General features: G+C 40.2%; 25 protein-coding genes and 1 pseudogene. 19 read left to right on the forward strand and 7 right to left on the reverse strand.

Annotated elements, in window-relative coordinates; all coding sequences use genetic code 11:
* Positions 1-76 precede the first annotated feature (76 nt).
* A complete protein-coding gene (locus FNL97_RS04865; protein ID WP_041269948.1) occupies positions 77-685 on the forward strand; it encodes a YrrS family protein in 609 nt (202 codons plus the stop codon).
* Positions 686-713: 28 nt separating this feature from the next.
* Here FNL97_RS04865 and FNL97_RS04870 read toward each other — a convergent pair whose 3' ends face one another.
* Positions 714-920: a YrzA family protein gene (locus FNL97_RS04870; protein ID WP_062677210.1), complete on the reverse strand. Its 207-nt coding sequence runs from the start codon at positions 918-920 to the stop codon at positions 714-716.
* Between the two features lie 434 nt (positions 921-1,354).
* Here FNL97_RS04870 and FNL97_RS04875 point away from each other — a divergent pair, with 434 nt between their 5' ends.
* The 5 genes from FNL97_RS04875 (at position 1,355) to FNL97_RS04895 (ending at position 5,129) form a co-directional block, all read left to right on the forward strand.
* On the forward strand, positions 1,355-1,996 hold the full coding sequence (locus FNL97_RS04875; protein WP_015864585.1) for a class I SAM-dependent methyltransferase: 642 nt from the start codon (positions 1,355-1,357) through the stop codon (positions 1,994-1,996).
* A 24-nt stretch (positions 1,997-2,020) separates the two neighbouring features.
* The gene (gene mtnN / locus FNL97_RS04880) at positions 2,021-2,719 is read left to right on the forward strand and encodes a 5'-methylthioadenosine/S-adenosylhomocysteine nucleosidase (protein WP_062677184.1); all 699 of its coding nucleotides are present in this window, start codon (positions 2,021-2,023) and stop codon (positions 2,717-2,719) included.
* 55 nt (positions 2,720-2,774) lie between these two features.
* Positions 2,775-3,698, forward strand: a complete 924-nt coding sequence (locus tag FNL97_RS04885) for a PLP-dependent cysteine synthase family protein (protein ID WP_015864583.1) — start codon at positions 2,775-2,777, stop codon at positions 3,696-3,698.
* On the forward strand, positions 3,699-4,835 hold the full coding sequence (locus FNL97_RS04890; protein ID WP_015864582.1) for a bifunctional cystathionine gamma-lyase/homocysteine desulfhydrase: 1,137 nt from the start codon (positions 3,699-3,701) through the stop codon (positions 4,833-4,835).
* A 63-nt stretch (positions 4,836-4,898) separates the two neighbouring features.
* Entirely contained in the window at positions 4,899-5,129 is a 231-nt protein-coding gene (locus FNL97_RS04895; RefSeq protein WP_143415153.1) for a YrhC family protein, read from the forward strand.
* Positions 5,130-5,764: 635 nt separating this feature from the next.
* Here the strand turns inward: FNL97_RS04895 and sigK are convergent.
* Complete coding sequence (gene sigK, locus FNL97_RS04900; protein ID WP_015864580.1) at positions 5,765-6,475, reverse strand: RNA polymerase sporulation sigma factor SigK; 711 nt, start codon at positions 6,473-6,475, stop codon at positions 5,765-5,767.
* Positions 6,476-6,680: 205 nt separating this feature from the next.
* Between sigK and gltP the strand changes: the two genes are divergently transcribed.
* The 4 genes and pseudogenes from gltP (at position 6,681) to ytvI (ending at position 10,150) form a co-directional block, all read left to right on the forward strand.
* On the forward strand, positions 6,681-7,946 hold the full coding sequence (gltP, locus tag FNL97_RS04905; RefSeq protein ID WP_143415154.1) for a glutamate/aspartate:proton symporter GltP: 1,266 nt from the start codon (positions 6,681-6,683) through the stop codon (positions 7,944-7,946).
* A 150-nt stretch (positions 7,947-8,096) separates the two neighbouring features.
* Positions 8,097-8,690, forward strand: coding sequence for an undecaprenyl phosphate transporter UptA (gene uptA / locus FNL97_RS04910; RefSeq protein ID WP_015864578.1), 594 nt, complete (start codon positions 8,097-8,099; stop codon positions 8,688-8,690).
* Between the two features lie 33 nt (positions 8,691-8,723).
* Positions 8,724-8,894: pseudogene (locus FNL97_RS18825) on the forward strand (undecaprenyl-diphosphate phosphatase); the annotation flags it as partial.
* A 230-nt stretch (positions 8,895-9,124) separates the two neighbouring features.
* Positions 9,125-10,150: a sporulation integral membrane protein YtvI gene (gene ytvI / locus FNL97_RS04920; protein ID WP_143415155.1), complete on the forward strand. Its 1,026-nt coding sequence runs from the start codon at positions 9,125-9,127 to the stop codon at positions 10,148-10,150.
* Between the two features lie 66 nt (positions 10,151-10,216).
* On the opposite strand, the gene motB is transcribed toward ytvI, so the two are convergent.
* The 3 genes from motB to pssA all read right to left on the reverse strand — a co-directional run bounded on the left by motB (position 10,217) and on the right by pssA (position 12,483).
* The gene (motB, locus tag FNL97_RS04925; RefSeq protein ID WP_015864575.1) at positions 10,217-10,972 is read right to left on the reverse strand and encodes a flagellar motor protein MotB; all 756 of its coding nucleotides are present in this window, start codon (positions 10,970-10,972) and stop codon (positions 10,217-10,219) included.
* Positions 10,965-11,756: a flagellar motor stator protein MotA gene (gene motA / locus FNL97_RS04930; RefSeq protein WP_015864574.1), complete on the reverse strand. Its 792-nt coding sequence runs from the start codon at positions 11,754-11,756 to the stop codon at positions 10,965-10,967. Before motA ends, motB begins: the two co-directional genes overlap by 8 nt.
* Before the next feature lie 187 nt (positions 11,757-11,943).
* Positions 11,944-12,483 carry a CDP-diacylglycerol--serine O-phosphatidyltransferase gene (gene pssA / locus FNL97_RS04935; RefSeq protein ID WP_081188067.1) on the reverse strand — a complete coding sequence of 180 codons (540 nt, stop codon included), beginning with the start codon at positions 12,481-12,483 and terminating at the stop codon, positions 11,944-11,946.
* Between the two features lie 120 nt (positions 12,484-12,603).
* Here pssA and FNL97_RS04940 point away from each other — a divergent pair, with 120 nt between their 5' ends.
* Positions 12,604-13,383: a phosphatidylserine decarboxylase gene (locus FNL97_RS04940; protein WP_062677192.1), complete on the forward strand. Its 780-nt coding sequence runs from the start codon at positions 12,604-12,606 to the stop codon at positions 13,381-13,383.
* A gap of 19 nt (positions 13,384-13,402) precedes the next feature.
* Here FNL97_RS04940 and FNL97_RS04945 read toward each other — a convergent pair whose 3' ends face one another.
* A complete protein-coding gene (locus FNL97_RS04945; RefSeq protein WP_062677193.1) occupies positions 13,403-13,543 on the reverse strand; it encodes a sporulation histidine kinase inhibitor Sda in 141 nt (46 codons plus the stop codon).
* A 351-nt stretch (positions 13,544-13,894) separates the two neighbouring features.
* On the opposite strand from FNL97_RS04945, the gene FNL97_RS04950 reads away from it, so the two are divergent.
* The 8 genes from FNL97_RS04950 to FNL97_RS04985 are packed head-to-tail and all read left to right on the forward strand — an operon-like array spanning position 13,895 to position 18,962.
* Positions 13,895-14,410, forward strand: coding sequence for a YqeG family HAD IIIA-type phosphatase (locus FNL97_RS04950; RefSeq protein WP_143415156.1), 516 nt, complete (start codon positions 13,895-13,897; stop codon positions 14,408-14,410).
* Entirely contained in the window at positions 14,410-15,522 is a 1,113-nt protein-coding gene (gene yqeH / locus FNL97_RS04955) for a ribosome biogenesis GTPase YqeH (RefSeq protein ID WP_216368231.1), read from the forward strand. Before FNL97_RS04950 ends, yqeH begins: the two co-directional genes overlap by 1 nt.
* Before the next feature lie 33 nt (positions 15,523-15,555).
* Positions 15,556-16,389, forward strand: coding sequence for a shikimate dehydrogenase (gene aroE / locus FNL97_RS04960; protein WP_062677195.1), 834 nt, complete (start codon positions 15,556-15,558; stop codon positions 16,387-16,389).
* Between the two features lie 8 nt (positions 16,390-16,397).
* The gene (gene yhbY, locus FNL97_RS04965; RefSeq protein ID WP_015864567.1) at positions 16,398-16,691 is read left to right on the forward strand and encodes a ribosome assembly RNA-binding protein YhbY; all 294 of its coding nucleotides are present in this window, start codon (positions 16,398-16,400) and stop codon (positions 16,689-16,691) included.
* A 40-nt stretch (positions 16,692-16,731) separates the two neighbouring features.
* Positions 16,732-17,322, forward strand: a complete 591-nt coding sequence (locus FNL97_RS04970) for a nicotinate-nucleotide adenylyltransferase (RefSeq protein WP_143415157.1) — start codon at positions 16,732-16,734, stop codon at positions 17,320-17,322.
* Positions 17,291-17,869, forward strand: coding sequence for a bis(5'-nucleosyl)-tetraphosphatase (symmetrical) YqeK (yqeK, locus tag FNL97_RS04975; protein ID WP_015864565.1), 579 nt, complete (start codon positions 17,291-17,293; stop codon positions 17,867-17,869). Before FNL97_RS04970 ends, yqeK begins: the two co-directional genes overlap by 32 nt.
* Positions 17,866-18,222: a ribosome silencing factor gene (gene rsfS, locus FNL97_RS04980; RefSeq protein ID WP_015864564.1), complete on the forward strand. Its 357-nt coding sequence runs from the start codon at positions 17,866-17,868 to the stop codon at positions 18,220-18,222. Before yqeK ends, rsfS begins: the two co-directional genes overlap by 4 nt.
* Positions 18,219-18,962, forward strand: coding sequence for a class I SAM-dependent DNA methyltransferase (locus FNL97_RS04985; protein WP_143415158.1), 744 nt, complete (start codon positions 18,219-18,221; stop codon positions 18,960-18,962). The genes rsfS and FNL97_RS04985 overlap by 4 nt, the downstream gene beginning before the upstream one ends.
* Before the next feature lie 168 nt (positions 18,963-19,130).
* On the opposite strand, the gene comER is transcribed toward FNL97_RS04985, so the two are convergent.
* Positions 19,131-19,952 (reverse strand): late competence protein ComER, encoded by an 822-nt coding sequence (gene comER / locus FNL97_RS04990; RefSeq protein ID WP_015864562.1) that lies wholly within the window; start codon positions 19,950-19,952, stop codon positions 19,131-19,133.
* Between the last annotated feature and the right edge of the window lie 75 nt (positions 19,953-20,027).

The raw sequence follows: 20,027 nt of genomic DNA on the forward strand, positions 1-20,027 counted from the left end.
CAGTTTATTAGGGGAGCATCATCTGATACAATAAGAACAGCTATACGAAGGAGGGGTGAAACGGTTGGCAAACGAAATGGGCCAGCGTTTTGCACAGCGGGCAAAGCGCCGTAAAATCAATCGTATTCTCAATACAGCGATTGCCATAGTAGTTTTGTTCATTATCGTTATCGCATGGAATTTGTTTTCCGATGACGGCCGATCGAGCGAACAAGCAGCAAAGCCACAGCCAAAGACAGAAGTCAAAAAAGATAGTGACGAAAAAAAAGTGGAAGTAGAGATTAATGAACAACAAGAGAAAGACGAAGAAAGCGAGCAAACAGATCAGGAAGAAACGAGCGAAGAAGAGCAAGAAGTGATAGAAACTCCAGGGCCTCCTGGGTCGAATATAGAAACAGAAATTGTGAATCCTGCATGGCAGCCGATTGGTACGACGCAGTCTGAACCACATGTCACCCAGTTTAAGAAAGATTCTGTGGATTGGAAGGAAATGTTAGACGCCGTTAGCTATGCGACCGGCCTTTCCCAATCCGATATGATTGTTTGGTTTATCGGCAACAACGGACCGAATAAAGCTGTAGCAACGATCTCTACTAGAGATAAAGCACAGTATTACAAAGTATATATTGAATGGGTGGAAAACCAAGGATGGAAACCGACGAAAGTGCAGAAATTAAGAAAATAAGCGGATTTCCTTTTTACAGGAAATCCGCTTATTTTTTCGCCTTAAAGTGAACCACTGCGCTGTAAAACCGCTTTCCGTTTTCCGCTATATGCATTTGGTGGGAAACGTGGTGGACATGAAGCAATAGCGCTTTATTATGTTCAATTTGTTCGTTAATTTTTTTCTCTAGTGTCTGCAAATCATCTGCTTCAAAAAATTCGATTTTATCTTCAATGAGATCAAGGGAAATATTCATATCCATCATTCCTCCTTTCACCGCCAAGTGTAGCAAACTTCCGCAGCATTATCTATAAATTCTGCTTCTTGTGATCTATTTTTTTCGACTGTCGGTAACCGAACAACAACCCGTTATGCGGACAAATGTCATTTGTCCGCTACGGTGTTGTTCGGTCATCTGTCACGCTTATGCGTGACGAAGGCAAGTCATCGACTTGCCTCCGACAGTCGAAAAAACTTTTGATAAAAAATATATCGTTATTTAGAGGCAAATCCATCTTTTGCTTTTTCCCGTGCTGTTTTCGCATTTTAGGATAAAATGATGAATGAAAATGGATGAGAGGCAATTATTTTCATTGAAGAAAATAAAAACTTATGATACATTGAGAACAGATTTAGGATAAAAATCATAGTATATTTATAGGAATTATAAAAATTGTGGAGTGTGACATCATGGGTAGAGAATTTCTTGGGTTGTTTGAAGAATGGGCAGATTCATATGATCAATCTGTCGAAGGATATGATGAAGAATATCGTGAAGTGTTTGCGAATTATGAGGATATTTTAAATACAGTTGCCAGCAAAGCGGGAAGTGTTGTGCTTGAATTTGGCGTCGGCACGGGAAATTTAACGAAAAAGCTGCTGGAACAAGGAAAAACAGTATACGGCATTGAACCATCCGAACCGATGCGGAAAAAAGCGCGTGAAAAGCTTGGAGATAAAGTATTGATTGTCGACGGGGATTTTTTACAATTCCCGCTTCCTCCTAAACCGATTGATACCATTGTCAGCACTTATGCATTTCATCATCTTACCGACGAGGAAAAAGGGGAAGCAATCGCTAAGTATAGCCAGCTATTAAAAAAAGGTGATAAAATAGTGTTTGCTGATACGGCATTTCGCGATCGCCAAGCATTTCAGCGGGCGATAGAAGAGGCAAGGGAGCGCGGATTTCATCATTTAGCAGATGACTTAGGGCGTGAGTATTATACGACGCTGGATGTATTAACAAAACTATTTAAAGAAAATGGTTTTACCGTCACGTTTACGCAAAAGAATGCGTTTGTATGGGTGATGGAAGCAGTAAAACAGTAATACAAAGCAGAAAGAGGGAGACAAATGAAAATAGCGATTATCGGTGCAATGGAAGAAGAAGTAGCGATTTTGCGTGACAAAATCGAAGATCGGGAAGAAACAGTGATCGCCAATTGCGAGTTTTCGACAGGGCGATTAAATGGCGCCGATGTCATCTTATTAAAATCGGGAATCGGCAAAGTGAACGCAGCGATGGCAACAGCGATTTTATTGGAGCGATTCCGTCCGGATTATGTCATTAACACCGGTTCAGCAGGAGGCTTTTTATCTACGCTAAATGTTGGCGATGTTGTCATTTCCAATGAAGTAGTACATCATGATGTTGATGTGACGGCCTTTGGTTATGAGTATGGCCAAGTACCGGGAATGCCGGCGCGGTATAAAGCAGATGAAACATTAGTCAAGATCGCGGAGCAAAACGCGAAACAAATCAAGGATATTCAAGTAGTAACCGGACTCATTGCGACCGGCGATTCGTTTATGAACGATCCGGCGCGCGTGGAATTTGTCCGAAGCAAGTTTCCAGAGTTATGTGCAGCGGAAATGGAAGCGGCAGCGATTGCCCAAGTGTGCACGCAATTTGCCGTTCCGTTTGTGATTATTCGGGCGTTATCGGATATAGCTGGTAAAGAATCCAATGTGTCATTTGAGCAGTTTTTAGATACTGCTGCCAAACATTCAGCCGATTTAGTCCTATCCATCGTGTCATCGTTACAAAAATAATCGAGGAAGGAACTCCTTCCTCGTTCTCTATGTTTGGAAAGAATGGAGTGACAGTATGAGAGTAGCCAAAAGTGTACATGACTTAATTGGTCATACTCCAGTAATTGAAATAACCCAATTTCCATTGCCAAAAGGTGTTCGCGTATTTGCAAAATTGGAATATTTCAACCCGGGAGGCAGTATTAAAGACCGGCTTGGCCAGGAGTTATTGCGCGATGCGCTTGAGACAGGGAAGCTGAAAGAAGGCGGAACGATCATTGAGCCGACGGCGGGAAACACTGGCATTGGGCTGGCGTTAGCGGCAATCGGCAAAAATATTAATGTCATTTTTTGTGTTCCGGAAAAGTTCAGTGTGGAAAAACAACAAATTATGAAAGCACTAGGCGCAACAATCGTCCACACACCGACGAGCGAAGGAATGCAAGGAGCGATTCGCAAGGCGCAAGAGCTTGCCAAAAAAATCCCAAACTCGTATTGCCCGCAGCAATTCGCTAATCCAGCTAATCCAAGAACGTATTATAAGACGCTTGGTCCGGAACTTTGGGATGACCTTGACGGACAAATTGATATATTTGTTGCGGGAGCTGGCTCAGGCGGAACATTTATGGGAACGGCAACATTTTTAAAAGAAAAAAACCCGAACATCAAAACGGTCATTGTCGAACCAGAAGGGTCGATTTTAAACGGTGGAGAACCAGGGCCACATAAAACAGAAGGAATCGGAATGGAATTTTTGCCAGATTATATGGACCCAAGTTATTTTGATGCGATTCATACGATTCGCGATGAAGATGCGTTTAAGCGGGTAAAAGAACTTGCCAAAAAAGAGGGGCTGCTTGTCGGAAGCTCTTCAGGTGCTGCGTTTCATGCTGCATTGCTTGAGGCCAAAAAGGCGAAACCGGGAACAAATATTGTTGTTATTTTTCCGGATAGCAGCGAACGCTATTTAAGCAAAAATATTTATGAAGGTGGGATTTAAGTGAGACGAAAAACAAAACTAATTCACGGCGGCATCTCAGGTGATCCGCATACAGGAGCGGTTTCGGTTCCGATTTATCAAGTTAGCACGTATAAACAAGAAGGAATTGGCGGTCATAAAGGCTTTGAATATTCGCGTACTGGCAACCCGACTCGCCACGCATTGGAAGAACTTATTAAAGATTTAGAAGAAGGTTATGCCGGATTTGCGTTCAGCTCTGGAATGGCGGCGATTACGGCGGTCATGATGCTGTTTAACAGCGGGGATCACGTCATTTTAACGGACGATGTGTATGGCGGCACATATCGCGTCATGACGAAAGTGCTAAACCGCCTGGGGCTTGAATCGACTTTTATTGATACAAGCGACCTTTCAAACATCGAAAAACATATTCAGCCGAACACAAAAGCGCTTTACATTGAAACGCCAACCAATCCACTCTTAAAAATTACGGACATTCAAGCTGCTTCTGCCATCGCCAAAAAGCATGGCTTGCTTACGATCGTCGACAACACGTTCAGCACCCCGTATTGGCAAACGCCGATTGCCCTTGGCGCCGACATTGTTGTCCATAGCGCAACGAAATATTTAGGCGGCCATAGCGATGTGGTCGCTGGTTTAGCGGTGGTCAATTCGGAAGAGTTAGCAGAAAAACTACATTTTATTCAAAACTCTACCGGAGGAATTCTCGGTCCGCAAGATTCATGGCTTTTAATGCGCGGCATCAAGACGCTTGGTGTACGCATGGAGGAGCATGAAGAAAACACGAGGAAAATCGTTGAATTTTTAGTGAACCATCCAGCGGTCCAAAAAGTGTATTATCCAGGATTGGAAACACATCCAAACTATGAAATTGCCAAAAAACAAATGCGCGGATTTGGCGGCATGGTCTCCTTTGATGTCGGAAGCGCGGAGAAAGCCGATCGAGTGTTAAACCGTGTGCGCTACTTTACGCTCGCGGAAAGCTTGGGAGCAGTCGAAAGCTTAATTTCGTTGCCGGCGAAAATGACGCACGCATCCATTCCGAAAGAACGTCGTGAACAATTAGGCATTACTGATGGGTTGATCCGCATTTCCGTTGGATTGGAAGATGTGGAAGATTTACTTGAAGATTTAGCACAGGCATTGCATGGTTAAAATTACATCCCCATATTTTCTGTCCTATATGGTACAGTTAAGGATGGAAAGTGGGGGATAGCGATGGAACGGCAAAAACAACAGTGGAAGGAAAAAGCGGATGATTATAAAATGTTTGCTGGTGTATTGCTGTCATTAAGCGTCTTTTTGTATATTGGTACGCTTCTTCCTACAATTGCGCCAGAGAAAAAGGCGTATTTGCTTCCTTTCATTGTGATATTGTTAGTAGGCGCGTTTTCCTTTTTTCAACGAGCGATTAAATATCTCCGCTTATTGCGGGAGACAGACGAATAAACCTGCCTTTTCTTGGTGAAGAGGCAGGTTTTTTGCTTTTTATAAAAGCCGTTTGCAAACATGTTGTGCGTTTTGCTATTGACGATTGAATTTTCATCAATTGTTCAAAACCATGCGCAGAAACCGATGGTTCCTCCGTGTAAAATAAAGATGAAGAACTTGCAAGGAGGGGACAAGGGATGTTCGCAATGGTGATGGGGATTGTGATTGCTGCATCGATCGCATTGATTATAACGGCGGAAGTAAGTGTAGAAGCACAAAATTAATCTGTAATATCAGGCAGTTGGGTTATCCGGGAATATCTACAGACTATATTTACTATTTAAGGAACGCGACCATGGAATAGCACGATTTGCCTAGCAAGTGTTGAACTCTAGTATACGAAAGAATCCATTTTAAAGCACAGATAACCTGTTAGATGAGAATATGAGTATAAATTTTTTAGTTTTTTAATATTTGCATTATTGTTTGGGAGAACCATTCAATATTACACAACTGCGAATCGACATGATGCGGCTGTTGTACTCGAATTATTTCCGACTATAAAGGAATGGGATATTGTGTTTGCACTTGGATTAAACAGAAAAAGGAGCAATCACGTAACATTGCTCCTTTTATCTTGCGAAGGCATGAGGCTATCTCCGCTTTTCTTTTTCATTCCGATAAAACTCATGAAACATTTTCATTAATGCGCGTTTTTCGATGCGCGATACATAACTTCTCGAGATGCCAAGTTCTTTTGCGATCTCCCGCTGTGTTTTTTCCTGCTGCATATCAAGGCCGAAGCGGCTGATAATCACTTCTTTTTCCCGTTCATCGAGCACATCGATATATTTTTTCACTTGTTCGAGTTCCATATTTAGCTGAATTTCATCGATGATATCGTTTCCTTCCGATTTCAAGACGTCGATCAGGCTGATTTCATTTCCTTCCTTATCTTGCCCGATCGGTTCGTGTAGTGAGACATCTTTTCGTGTTTTTTTTAATGAGCGCAAATGCATTAAAATTTCGTTTTCAATGCAGCGAGCTGCATATGTCGCTAATTTTGTCCCTTTGCCAGGAGAGTAACTCTCGATTGCTTTAATAAGACCGATGGTGCCAATGGAAATTAAGTCCTCTGCATCTTCGCCGGTATTTTCAAATTTTTTTACAATATGTGCAACGAGGCGTAAATTATGTTCAATTAAAATATTACGGGCTTGTTCATCTCCTTTCGCCATAAGCTGTAAGTATTTTTCTTCTTCTTTGGCGCTTAACGGTTGGGGAAATGCATTGTTTTTAATGTATGATACTAAAAACACTAATTCCTTAATGAGGAATGTGAACGCAGATAAAATGCCTGACATCGTGTTACCCCCACCTTTATTGTTTTAGGCGATTGCCTATTACTTATGTATATGATGAAGCGGGGTTGTACGTGTTTGGACACAAAAAAGAAATTGGAATTCAATGACAATATTATATGAATATTCTTGACATAACGAAAATATGATAGTAGAATAGTTTTGTCTCTTTTTGTCTAAAAATGTCATAAAAGAAAGGGGCGAATGAATGAGAAAAATTGGATTAGCTTGGCAAATTTTTATTGGTCTCATTCTAGGGATTATCGTGGGAGCCATTTTTTACGGAAATCCGAAGGTTGCCACTTATTTACAGCCTATTGGAGATATTTTCCTTCGTTTAATCAAAATGATTGTCATTCCGATTGTTATTTCTAGCCTTGTAGTTGGAGTCGCCAGCGTTGGGGATTTGAAGAAGCTTGGAAAATTAGGCGGCAAAACGATTATTTATTTCGAGATTATCACAACGATCGCGATTGTCGTCGGTTTATTGGCAGCGAATATTTTTCAGCCAGGGACCGGCGTTAATATGAAATCATTAGAAAAAACCGATATTCAAAGCTATGTTGATACAACAAACGAAGTGCAGCATCATTCGATGGTAGAAACTTTTGTTAATATTGTTCCAAAAAATATTTTTGAATCGCTAACCAAAGGGGATATGCTGCCGATCATTTTCTTCTCTGTTATGTTCGGTTTAGGAGTAGCGGCGATTGGCGAAAAAGGAAAGCCAGTTCTTCAATTTTTCCAAAGTACAGCAGAAGCGATGTTTTATGTAACAAACCAAATTATGAAGTTTGCGCCGTTCGGCGTGTTTGCGCTGATTGGTGTAACCGTTTCTAAGTTTGGAGTAGAGTCGCTTATTCCGCTCAGCAAGCTCGTCATTGTTGTTTACGCAACAATGGTGTTCTTTATCTTTGTCGTGCTTGGCGGTGTTGCTAAGTTATTTGGCATAAATATTTTTCATATTATAAAAATTTTGAAAGATGAGTTAATTCTTGCTTATAGTACAGCAAGTTCGGAAACTGTTCTTCCGAAAATTATGGAGAAAATGGAGAATTTCGGTTGTCCAAAAGCGATTACATCCTTTGTCATTCCGATAGGGTATTCCTTTAACTTAGACGGTTCTACGTTATATCAGTCGTTGGCAGCCATTTTTATCGCGCAGTTGTACGGTATTGACATGCCGATTTCTCAACAAATCTCGCTTTTGCTTGTGTTAATGGTGACTTCGAAAGGAATCGCTGGGGTGCCGGGTGTATCCTTTGTCGTGCTGCTTGCTACGTTAGGCACGGTTGGGATTCCGATAGAAGGATTAGCATTTATCGCTGGAATCGACCGTATTTTAGATATGGCGCGCACAGCAGTGAATGTTATTGGCAACTCGTTAGCAGCGATCATTATGTCAAAATGGGAAGGCCAATATAACGAAGAAAAAGGAAAACAATACATCGCGCAATTGCAGCAAAGTGCATAAATGCTGAAAAAGCTGTCCTGCTAGAAAAGGACAGCTTTTTCAGTATAAGGACTTATTTTTTTCTTCCACGTAGTATAGTATAATTTGGTGCTGAATAAGGTTGTAATGAGATGCTTGGCTAAGAGTACATAATACATAGGAGGAAGAACCATGCACGAATTCATACAAAGTATTTTTACATTTTTAGCGGATTTAGGATATATCGGAATTGCCTTAGCATTAATGATTGAGGTGATTCCAAGTGAAATTGTGCTGGCATATGCGGGGTATTTAGTATCACGTGAGGAAATATCATTTGTTGGAGCGGTGATAGCTGGAACCATCGGCGGAACGATCGCCCAGCTTTTTCTATATTGGATGGGATACTACGGGGGAAGACCGTTTCTTGATAAGTATGGAAAATATTTATTGATTAAAAAGAAACATCTCGATTTATCAGAGCAATGGTTTGAAAAATACGGCTCGGGCGTCATTTTTACCGCGCGCTTTATTCCGGTTGTGCGCCATGCCATTTCTATTCCAGCTGGTATCGCAAAAATGTCATGGAAGAAATTTACCTTTTATACAACATGTGCGGTTATCCCATGGTCTATTTTCTTTATTTTTTTAGGGGAACGGCTAGGAAGCCACTGGCAGGAAATTGATGAGATTGCCCGGCCTTATTTGCGGCCGGTGATCATCGTTGCGATTGTGGTTACTGTCATTTATATTGTGCTTCAAGTTTATCGTCGAAAACGAACATAATTGTTTTTAAGGGGAATGTTGGGGGAGAGAACGATAACAAAAATAGAGGCGTTTATTTTAGGAATGATTCAAGGGCTTACGGAGTTTTTGCCAATCAGCAGTACGGGACATTTATATTTGGGGAGACATTTGTTTGGGCTTGATGAGGCGGGGTTATTCCTTGATACTATGCTTCATATCGGCACCCTGTTAGATGCGTTTGTGATCGGGACGGTTTCTTCGGCGTTATTTGGCTATATTGCAGTGCGCTGGATGATTAACTATTGAAAGCGTCATTCATTAAAAGGATTTGCGATGTATGTATGGTTTCTTGGGATGATTGTTCTCGTTTTCCAAATAGCAGGGAGATTTTAATGTTGTTGATTGTCTTTACTCCATTCGCTATATTTATAATAGAAGTTGCGAAGTAAAATCAAATTGAATGGGGTATGATAGTGAAAAAGTTTATTATTATTGCCTTCGTGATTGCAATAGGTTTATTTTTGCTGCCGTATAGCTTGCCGCTTGTCTTTGCATTAGCGACAGCATTATTATTAGAGCCAGCAGTAAAAAATTTGCAGAACAATTACCGGCTGAAACGGGTGCATGCAGTAACGACGGTTTTTTCGTTATTTCTTATTATCGTTGGCTTTGCGTTTTATTTTCTTATTGTCATACTTGTGCAGCAAATTATGACATTTTCGCAAAAACTGCCACATTTTTTGAGTGAAGCGACAGAAGTTTTTAATAAGTTTATTCAAACATGGGAATCATATTCGAGTTCGATTCCAAAAGAGATTATCGCTTCGTTGGAAAACAGCGTCGAAACGATACAACGTTTGCTTTTGGAATTTGCGACGAATTCGACGCAGTCGATTGTTCATTTTATCACGCTTATTCCCAGCTTTCTTATTCATTTTTTAGTATATTTAGTAGCTCTGTTTTTAATTAGTTTAGATTTGCCAAAGTTAAAAAAGAGGCTCAAAAAATATTTGTCTGAACGTACACATCAGCGGTTAGCGATGATTGTGACGCAATTAAGCAAAGCTGGCATCGGGTTTATTAAAGCGCAATTTTTGTTAAGTCTCATCACTTTTTTCCTTGCATTGGCCGGTTTATTGTTGTTGAAAGTGGATTATGCGGTTATTATGGTACTGCTAATTGTTGTTGTGGATATTTTGCCGATTTTAGGGACTGGCTCGGTGTTAGTGCCATGGGGGATAATAAGTATTGCGAATGGCAATAGCGGCCTAGGGATCGGTCTCATTGTATTATTTGTGATTATTACGGTAGTGCGTCGTATTATTGAGCCGAAAGTTTTCTCAACCAATTTAGGCATTTCCCCTTTGGCTGCATTAGTGAGCGTTTATTTAGGATTTCAACTGTTAGGTTTTATCGGGCTGTTTATTGGTCCAGCATTTGTGATTTTGGTGGAAACAATGGTAAAAGCAGGAGTGATTAAATTTTCTATTAAGCTTTAGCATAAAAAGGCTGGCAAACATCTGCCAGCCTTTTTCATCAATAGGGAGAGAGATGGAAACGTCAAATTATTGACGGGAAGCTTCGGTTTTTGGCAAAATTAAGATTTCAACGCGCCGGTTTTTCATCCGCCCTTCAGGAGTATTATTGGGCGCTACTGGTTTAAATTCTCCGTATCCTTTCGCGCTAAACCAACGCGGGTCGAGCTCGGGATTTTCCAATAATATTTTCATAAAATTTATAGCACGCATGACGCTTAGCTCCCAGTTTGAAGCAAATTGCGCATTGTGAATCGGTACGTTATCGGTATGCCCGCTAATAATAATATTTCGCGGCGGATTCATGACAAGCAGTTGGGAAATCTCTTTAGCTAGCTTTCGATCTTTTGGTCGTACTTCTGCACTTCCGGAATCAAATAAAATATCATTTAATATCGTAATCGCCAGCCCCTCATCTGTTAAAGAAGTTTGTAATTTCCCATTTAAATGCTTTTCCGCGATATATGTATCAATTTTTTCTTGTACGGCATGCAACTCTTCTTTATCTTCTTTATTTGAATTTTTTTGTTGCTGTTTATGTTCTTGTTTTGATGGCGAAGGCGGGGTTTCCGGTTCGATTGGGCTTTCAAAATCAAGCACACCTGTTCCGCCAGCCAATGCTGTATTAAATGACCGGGCGATTTGCTGGAATTTTTTTTGATCGATTTGGCTGCTTGCAAACAAAACGATAAAAAGAGCGAGTAATAACGTTAATAAATCAGAGTACGGAATAAGCCATGACTCGTTAATATGCTCTTCTTGTTTTTGTTTTTTTTTCTTACTCATTTCTTTTTTCTCCCTGTTCTACAATTTTCTTGCGTTCAGTTTCCGGAAGATAGGAAGCAAGTTTTTGTTCAATTGTCCGCGGTGCTTGTCCTTCTAGAATGGAAAGGACCCCTTCAATCATGACTCGCCGTATTTTCGCCTCTTCTTTTGATTTTCTTCTTAATTTATTGGCAAATGGATGCCATAACACGTACCCAGTGAAAATTCCCAGCAGTGTTGCGACGAATGCCGCGCTAATTGCTTTGCCGAGCTCGCTAATGTTATCGATATTGCCTAATGCCGAAATTAGCCCGATGACCGCTCCTAGCACCCCAAGTGTTGGCGCGTATGTACCTGCTTGCGAAAAAATGGCTGCATTCGCTTCATGCCGTTCTTCCATCGCTTCAATTTCCTCTGTCATTACATCGCGAATAAAATCTTGTGTCTGCCCATCAATTGCCATGCTCAAACCATTTCGTAAAAATGGATCATCAATTTCGTCTAATTTTGCTTCCAGTGCGAGCAATCCTTCCCGTCGAGCCACGTTCGCCCAATCGACGAACAATGGAATTAATTCTTCGATGGTTGGGATGTTTTGTTCTTTAAAAAGCACGCCGAACAGTTTTGGCACTTTTTTAATTTCGCGAGTTGGAAAAGCGATGGTAACAGAAGCGATAGTTCCAACGATAATAATTAAAATCGCTGCAGGGTTAATTAATACGCTTGGATTGACACCTTTAAAGTACATTCCAACACCTACAGCGATAATACCAAGAAGAATGCCGATAATGGATGTTTTGTCCAAATGAAATCCCCCCGTTATTTCTTAAAACACCATATTCATATGTTATTTGTACTTTATAATGAATTCACATTTATCATATAATTAATAATAAGGATTGAAAAGAGAAAATGGTGTGAATAGAAAATAAAAAAGGCTGCCCAATCCATTATGACTTCATTTTGGAAAGGACAGTCTTCCTATGTTTGTTTTATATTTTTTTCAATTTAAATGTTCCAACCATTAAAAACGACAATGTAATCATAAGGAAAATGAAAAATTGCGGAGGAAAATAATGAATCGTTAAATAGCTTAATGTTAGCAGTACTCCCGCAGCTGTAATTGGAAGTCCCGAAAAATAGCCGTTGTTTTCTGTAATGTTAAAACGAGCAAGACGAAAGGCGCCGCAGCCGATGTATAAAATCGTAAAAAACGCACCAGGCGCGCCAAATTCATGCAGCAGGCTTTGATAAATTAACAACGCAGGAGCTACTCCAAATGATATAATATCACTCATGGAGTCCAATTGTTTTCCGAGTTCTGATTCAATATTTAATTTGCGGGCAACAGCTCCATCAAAGCGGTCGACTAAGGCTGCTAAAAAAACGAGAAGCAAACTGACATTAAGCTGCCCTTTTAACGTCGTTAAGACGGAAAAACCACCTAGTGATAAATTGGTCATCGTTAAAATATTTGCCATATTTGCTTTTAGCTTTTTTAATGTGTAATCTAAATAATCCAATAAAAACATTCTCCTCACTCCTTTTCGCTCTAAAACGCGGCAAACAAAGTCTACTACAATTATACTCATTTTATTTATAATATGAAAAGTAGTAAAAAACATGACCGCCATAAATTGGAGGGAATATATTTGTTAAAATGGTTGTATCGTCTTATGATTGAATTGACGAATCATTCACTTTCATCAAAAATGATCGCAATTTTTACGAAGTCCCGCTTAAGTGCATTACTTATTCCATCGTATGCAAAAATTTATGATATTAATCAGGAAGAAATGGAAAAAAACTTAAAAAATTATGAAACGTTGCAGCAACTATTTATTCGCAAGCTAAAAGCGGGGACAAGACCGATTGATCAAACGAAAAACAGTGTTATTAGCCCTGTTGATGCGATTATTGAAGATATCGGTGTGATCCGTGAAAATAGCGAAATCGTCGTTAAGGGCAAGACATATTCGATTGCAGAAATGCTTGGAAGCGGCGAAGCGGCAAAAAAATATTTAAACGGATTATTCATTATTTTGTATTTAAGCCCAAGCCATTATCATCGCATCCATAGCCCAATATCTGGAGTTGTGCAAAAACAATGGGCTCTTGGAAAAAAATCGTACCCTGTCAACCGCCTTGGCTTAAAATATGGAAAGCGGCCGTTATCGAAAAACTATCGCATGATTACAGAAGTAGCTGCAAACGGAAAACATATCGCGATTGTAAAAATAGGTGCGATGTTTGTCAACAGCATTGAGCTTACCCATGTGAGCAAGCATCTTACGAAAGGGCAAGAAATTGCCTATTTTTCTTTTGGATCTACCGTCGTTTTATTGTTTGAAAAAGACAGTGTTGAGCTTGATGAACGAATTGTGGTGCCAATGGGAGTGAAAGTAGGGGAACGGATTGGCTATTTAAAATAAAAAAAAGCCCTGGAGGCTATTATGATGAAAGATTAATTTTATGTTCTAACGAACGGTGGCGAATTTCTCTTTCAATTAATTCAATAAACTCCGGGCTTAATTTTAATTCTTTTGCTTTATAATATGATTCGATTAATAGCTCGTCGGATAGATATTTCATGCTGAAAACCTCCTTCAGCAATGGAATATGATTTGCAGTCAATACATATAATGGTAAGTTACTTTAACTGTACCATGATTTCCGATGTAGAACAACCGTTCTGTTATCCACAACAACAAGTGGATAACATGTGGAAAACATGTTTATAAGGTTGTCGGGATCTGATTTTATGCTTGTGAATGATGTGGACAAAACTTATCCACAATTTTGGGGATAACGAACTTTGTCGAAAAAATTTTTGTGATTGTATATATTTGTCAAAGTTTGTTTTGAAAGACTAGTGAAAATTAGGTATGATGGTTAAAGGCAGAAAAGCCGAAAGTCAGTGCCTAAAAAGGTAAGGTGATGGATATGCTTCATTATTTTTTGCCAAGCCAGTTTGTCAAACGTGTACTGGATATTACTCCTAGTGAGTTAAAAGAAAAAGGAATTAAAGGAATCATTACAGATTTAGATAATACGCTTGTCGAGTGGGATCGTCCAAGCGCCCCTCCGGAGCTAATGGAGTGGTTTGAGAATATGAAGCAAGAGGGCATTAAGGTGATCATCGTATCGAATAATAATAAAAAGCGGGTGCAATCTTTCGCGGAACCGCTTGGCATTCCGTTTATTTTCGAAGCACGGAAGCCGCTGACAAGCGCTTTCCAAAAAGCGTTATCGATGATGCAATTGAGGAAAGATGAAGTTGTTGTCATCGGTGATCAATTGCTAACCGATGTGTTTGGAGGAAACCGGTTAGGATTAAATACCATTTTAGTTGTACCGGTTGCGCAGACAGATGGGCTTTGGACTCGATTGAACCGAAAGATAGAACGGATAATTTTAAATATGATGCGTAAAAAAGGCATGATTTATTGGGAGGAATGATGGTGGAACAACAAATTCGCTGCATTGGCTGTGGAGCGCTAATTCAATCGGAAGATGAGACAAAACCTGGGTATGCACCAAAAAGCGTTTTAGAAAAAGAAAAAGAAGAAGTCATTTGTCAACGCTGCTTTCGCTTAAAGCACTATAACGAAGTGCAAGATGTAGCACTGACAGATGATGACTTTTTAAAAATTTTACACCGCATCGGACAGTCGGAAGCACTTGTCGTAAAAATTGTGGATATTTTTGATTTCAATGGAAGCTGGCTTCCAGGATTGCATCGGTTTGTTGCGAACAACCCGATTTTGCTCGTTGGCAATAAAGTGGACTTGCTTCCAAAATCGGTGAAATATCCAAAGCTTATTCATTGGATGAAACAATCGGCAAGCGATCTCGGCTTGAAGCCAATTGACATATGTTTAGTGAGCGCTGTCAAAGGAATCGGAATGGCGAAAGTAATGGAGGCGATTGAAAAATATCGGTTTGGGAAAGACGTTTATGTGGTTGGCTGTACGAATGTTGGAAAATCAACGTTTATTAATCGTATTATTCAAGAGGCAACGGGGAAAGGAAATGTAATTACAACATCCTATTTTCCGGGAACGACGTTGGATATGATCGAAATTCCATTAGATGATGGAGCGGCGATTTATGATACGCCGGGAATTATTAATCACCATCAAATGGCGCACTTTGTGGACAAAAAAGATTTAAAAATCATCACTCCAAAGCGAGAAATCCATCCGAAAGTGTATCAGCTGAATGAACAACAAACGTTATTTTTCGGGGGGCTCGCCCGGCTTGATTATATAAAAGGGGGAAGACGGTCTTTTGTATGTTATTTCTCCAATGAGCTGCTCATTCATCGGACGAAGTTAGAAAAAGCGGATGCGTTATATGCCAATCAATTAGGTGAACTTCTTTCTCCTCCGCGCAAACATTATATCGACCAATTCCCGCCATTAGAGGCGCATACATTCACCATAAAAGAAAGAAAGACAGACATTGTATTTTCCGGACTTGGTTGGGTGACATGCAACGAACCAGGAGCGCAAGTGGTTGCGTATGCACCAAAGGGAGTCGACATCTTAATAAGGAAATCATTGATTTAATTCTTTTGTAAGTAAAATAGGGGAGAAGAGAAAATGGAAAAATTATATGCGTTATTTGGTTGCCCTGTTCACCATTCCCTATCGCCAATTATGCATAATGATGCATTTCAAAACATGAACATTGCCGCACACTACCATGCATTTCATGTAGAGCCGGAACGCTTGAAGGATGCTATTGCCGGGGTAAGGGCCCTTGGCATTTCGGGGGTAAATGTAACGATTCCTCATAAAACAGCGGTGATGCCATTGCTCGATGAGGTGGATCCAACAGCGCGCCGCATCGGTGCGGTCAATACGATCGTGAATAGAAATGGACGATTGATCGGCTATAATACAGATGGTCCTGGATATGTTCGGGCGCTAGAGGAAGAAATAAACGTCGATATAAAAGAAAAGCGCATTTTGCTTATTGGAGCTGGTGGAGCAGCAAGAGGCATTTACGTTTCTCTTGCCGATCGCGGTGCAAAACAAATCGATATTTGCAATCGAACGGTATCCAAAGCAAAACAGCTTATTGATGAATGTAATGCTTCTGTTTCATCAGTTGTATACTCGTTAAATGAAGCGGAAGAGCGTTTAGGAGAATATGATATTCTCATTAATACGACGTCTGTTGGAATGTACCCTAATATGGAAGAAATGCCGCTTTCTCTTGCAAATATGAAAGAAGGAACGATCGTTTCTGATATTATTTACAATCCATTAGAGACAAAATGGTTGAAGGAAGCACGAAAAAGAAATGGAATTATCCAAAATGGAGTCGGGATGTTTGTATATCAAGGGGCGTTAGCATTTGAAAAATGGACAGGAATATTCCCGGATGTCCAACGTATGAAAAAAATAGTGATCGAACAGCTTAGGGGGTAACATAACATATGTTAACAGGAAAACAAAAACGTTTTTTGCGGGCGAAAGCCCATCATTTGAAACCAATTTTTCAAGTTGGAAAAGGCGGAGTTAATGAAAATATGATTAAGCAAATTATCGATGCGCTCGAAGCGCGTGAGCTTATTAAAGTGAGCGTGCTGCAAAATTGTGAGGAAGATCGCCATGTTGTCGCCGAGCAACTTGCACAAGGAGCGGGCGCGGAACTTGTACAAGTAATTGGGAATACCATTGTATTGTATAAGGAGTCAAAAGAAAATAAGCAAATTGTGTTACCGCGCTAAACGGCAAAGTTGCGCATATGCATGGCGGAGGGAAGAAAATATGAGAAAAATCGGGATTTTTGGAGGGACATTTGATCCACCGCATTACGGGCATTTATTAATGGCGAATGAAGTGCTGCATGCTCTTCAGTTGTCAGAAATTTGGTTTATGCCGAACCGCATCCCTCCACATAAACAACATGAACAAGTGACAAAAAGCGAAGATCGCTTGCGCATGCTTGAATTAGCAATTGCTGACCATCCGCGTTTTCATGTGGAAACGATTGAACTAGAAAGAGAAGGACCGTCGTATACGTATGATACAATTCGTCAACTGCTTTCTATGCACCCAGATCATGAGTTTTATTTTATTATCGGTGCAGATATGGTGGAATATTTGCCACACTGGTATAAAATTGCTGAACTGATCCAGCTAGTAACATTTGTGGGTGTAAAGCGGCCTGGGTTCTCCACTGAAACATCTTATCCGATTATGGAAGTAGAAGTGCCGCAATTTGCGGTATCTTCTTCGATGATTCGTGATCGGGTAAGAAAAGGACAAACAATCCGATATTTAGTGCCGGAATGTGTAAGACTTTATATTGAGGAGAGAAAGCTATATGGAGCGAGAAAAAGCGTTAACTCTCGTTAAAAAACAATTGACAGAACATCGCTATCAACATACAATTGGCGTTATGGAAACGGCAATCGAGCTTGCGGAGCAGTATGGAGCGGATGTGAAAAAAGCGGAATTGGCGGCTATTTTTCATGACTATGCGAAGTTCCGTCCGAAAGAAGAAATGAAACAAATCATTTTAGAGCAAAATATGCCAAAAGACTTGCTTTCTTACAACTCGGAACTTTGGCATGCTCCAGTCGGTGCTTACTTAGTAAGGACGGAAGTTGGAATCGAAGATGAAGATATATTAAACGCGATTCGTTATCATACATCAGGACGGGCAAACATGACATTATTGGAAAAAATTATTTATCTTGCCGATTATATTGAGCCTGGACGTATATTTCCAGGGGTAGACGAAGTACGTGATCTTGCAAAACAAGATTTGAACAAGGCGTTAATAAAAGCGTTGCAAAACACTATTCAATTTTTGTTGAAAAAAAATCAGCTCATTTATCCAGACACGATTCACACATATAATTCGTTGATGATGGAAATAAAGGGGGAATGTGAAGAATGACAGAACAGGAAATATTGCAATTGGTTGTTCGAGCAGCCGATGACAAAAAAGCGGAAAATATCGTTGTCCTAAATATGAAAGGAATTTCTCTTGTCGCTGATTATTTTGTGATTTGTCATGGAAATTCGGAGAAACAAGTACAAGCGATTGCGCGGGAAATAAAAGAGAAAGCAGAGGAACACCATATTCCGGTGAAACGGGTAGAAGGGTTTCATGAGGCAAAATGGGTTTTAGTCGATTTAGGCGATATCGTCGCCCATATTTTTGATAAAGAGGAACGCAATTATTACAATTTAGAACGTTTATGGGGAGATGCACCGTTGGAAGATGTGGAGAGCGTGTTGCAGCAATGACGTATGAGTCATTTGCTTATTGGTACGACACATTAATGAATGAAGCACCATATGATGCATGGCAGTCGTTTGTGCAAAAAAAGCTAAAGCAATATGGACGCCAAGGTGCAAAACGCATTCTTGATGTCGGATGTGGCACAGGAGAATTAGCTGTTCGATTGGCGAAAGAAGGATTTTTGGTCACAGGTGTCGATTTGTCTGAAAATATGCTCGCTATTGCACAAGCGAAAGCGGAAGCTCAACAGGTTACCATTGAATTTTTTCAACAAAATATGACGGAATTAGAAGGATTTTCGTCGTTTGATTGTGTCACTATTTTTTGCGATTCACTCAACTATTTATTAGAAGAAAGTGAAGTTCGGCAAACTTTTTCCCGCATTTATGAACTGTTAAAAGAAGACGGTTTATTGTTATTTGACGTTCATTCAACGTATAAAATGGATCATATTTTTCAAGATGCGATATTTACAAGCAATGACGAGGAAATCAGTTATATTTGGTCTTGCTATCCGTTTTCGTTGCCGCATAGCGTTGAGCATGAATTAACGTTTTTCGTCCGTGGCGATGATGGAAAATATGAACGGCATGATGAACTGCATCGACAGTGCACCTATGAGATTGATCAGTATAAACAATGGCTGACGGAAGCGGGATTTACAGTGCTGGAAATAACCGCGGATTTTACAGATGAAGCGCCAAGCGAAACGTCGGAACGTGTTTTCTTTGTTGCGAAAAAATGAAAAACAGCGGCGCTTCCCTCTTTTTAAATCTTTATGCTTTTCTGCCAAAGCCCGTTAAAGCGATTACACGCTGGCTTCGGCAGAAAAGCTATTGATTGATTTTGACTTCGGTACGGAATAAAACATTTTTTGTTGCTAAGCAGGATTTTTTCTTTTTTTAACGAATAATTAACTACCGAATTGCTTTTTTATTTTTTCGATGTCATCTTTAAATTTTTCATGTGTTTTATCAAATACGCGTTCAAATACCCCTTCGATTTCTTTTTCAAGCACCGCAATTCCTTCTCCAGTAATACCGCCTTTCACGCAAACTTTTTCTCGCAGTGTTGGAAGTGTATAAAGATTCTTTTTCAATAATTCCCCTAATCCAATAATCATATTGCTTGTCAATTCTGTTGCTTGTTCTTTTGTAATCGATGTTTTTGCGGCGGCTGCCTCAATAAATCGTTGAAGCAAATAGCTAAAAAAAGCGGGACCACAACTAGCGATATCAGAAGCGATTCGCGTAATTTCATCATTAATATAGCAAGGAGCAGAAATTTGACGAAATAGCGTTTCTATATAGTTTTGATAGTGTGAAGAACAGCGCTGTCCAACCGTGATTAGCGTGCTTCCAGCAAACGCCCGGTTTGTAATGCTTGGAATAACGCGCACTACGTGGCAAGGGACGGCAGCTTCAAGTTGTTGTACACTAATCGGGCTTGTAATCGATACAAGACAATGTTCCTTTGTCCAAAAGGAAGACAATTGTTGCAAAAGGGGGTGAATATCTAACGGTTTTACACATAAAAACACAATCGTTGCCTTCTGTACCACTTCTTCCGCGCTGGCAGCAACATATATGCCCGGATAGCGGCGCTGGATGTCGAGCGCTTTTTCTAACGTACGATTCGTGATAATAAGCTGGTCTTCTTTGACGGAACCAGATTCAAGAAACGCTTCAATTAAAATCCTTCCCATATTTCCTGTCCCAATCATTCCGATTTCCATGCTTCACTCCCCCCTCCCTGATTGCAGTACGTATAGTCTTTTCAACGATATGTATGAGCGTTTTCTTTATTTTAT

The organism is Geobacillus sp. E263 (genome assembly GCF_007197795.1).
In the GTDB taxonomy this organism is placed as follows: Bacteria; Bacillota; Bacilli; order Bacillales; family Anoxybacillaceae; genus Parageobacillus_B; species Parageobacillus_B toebii.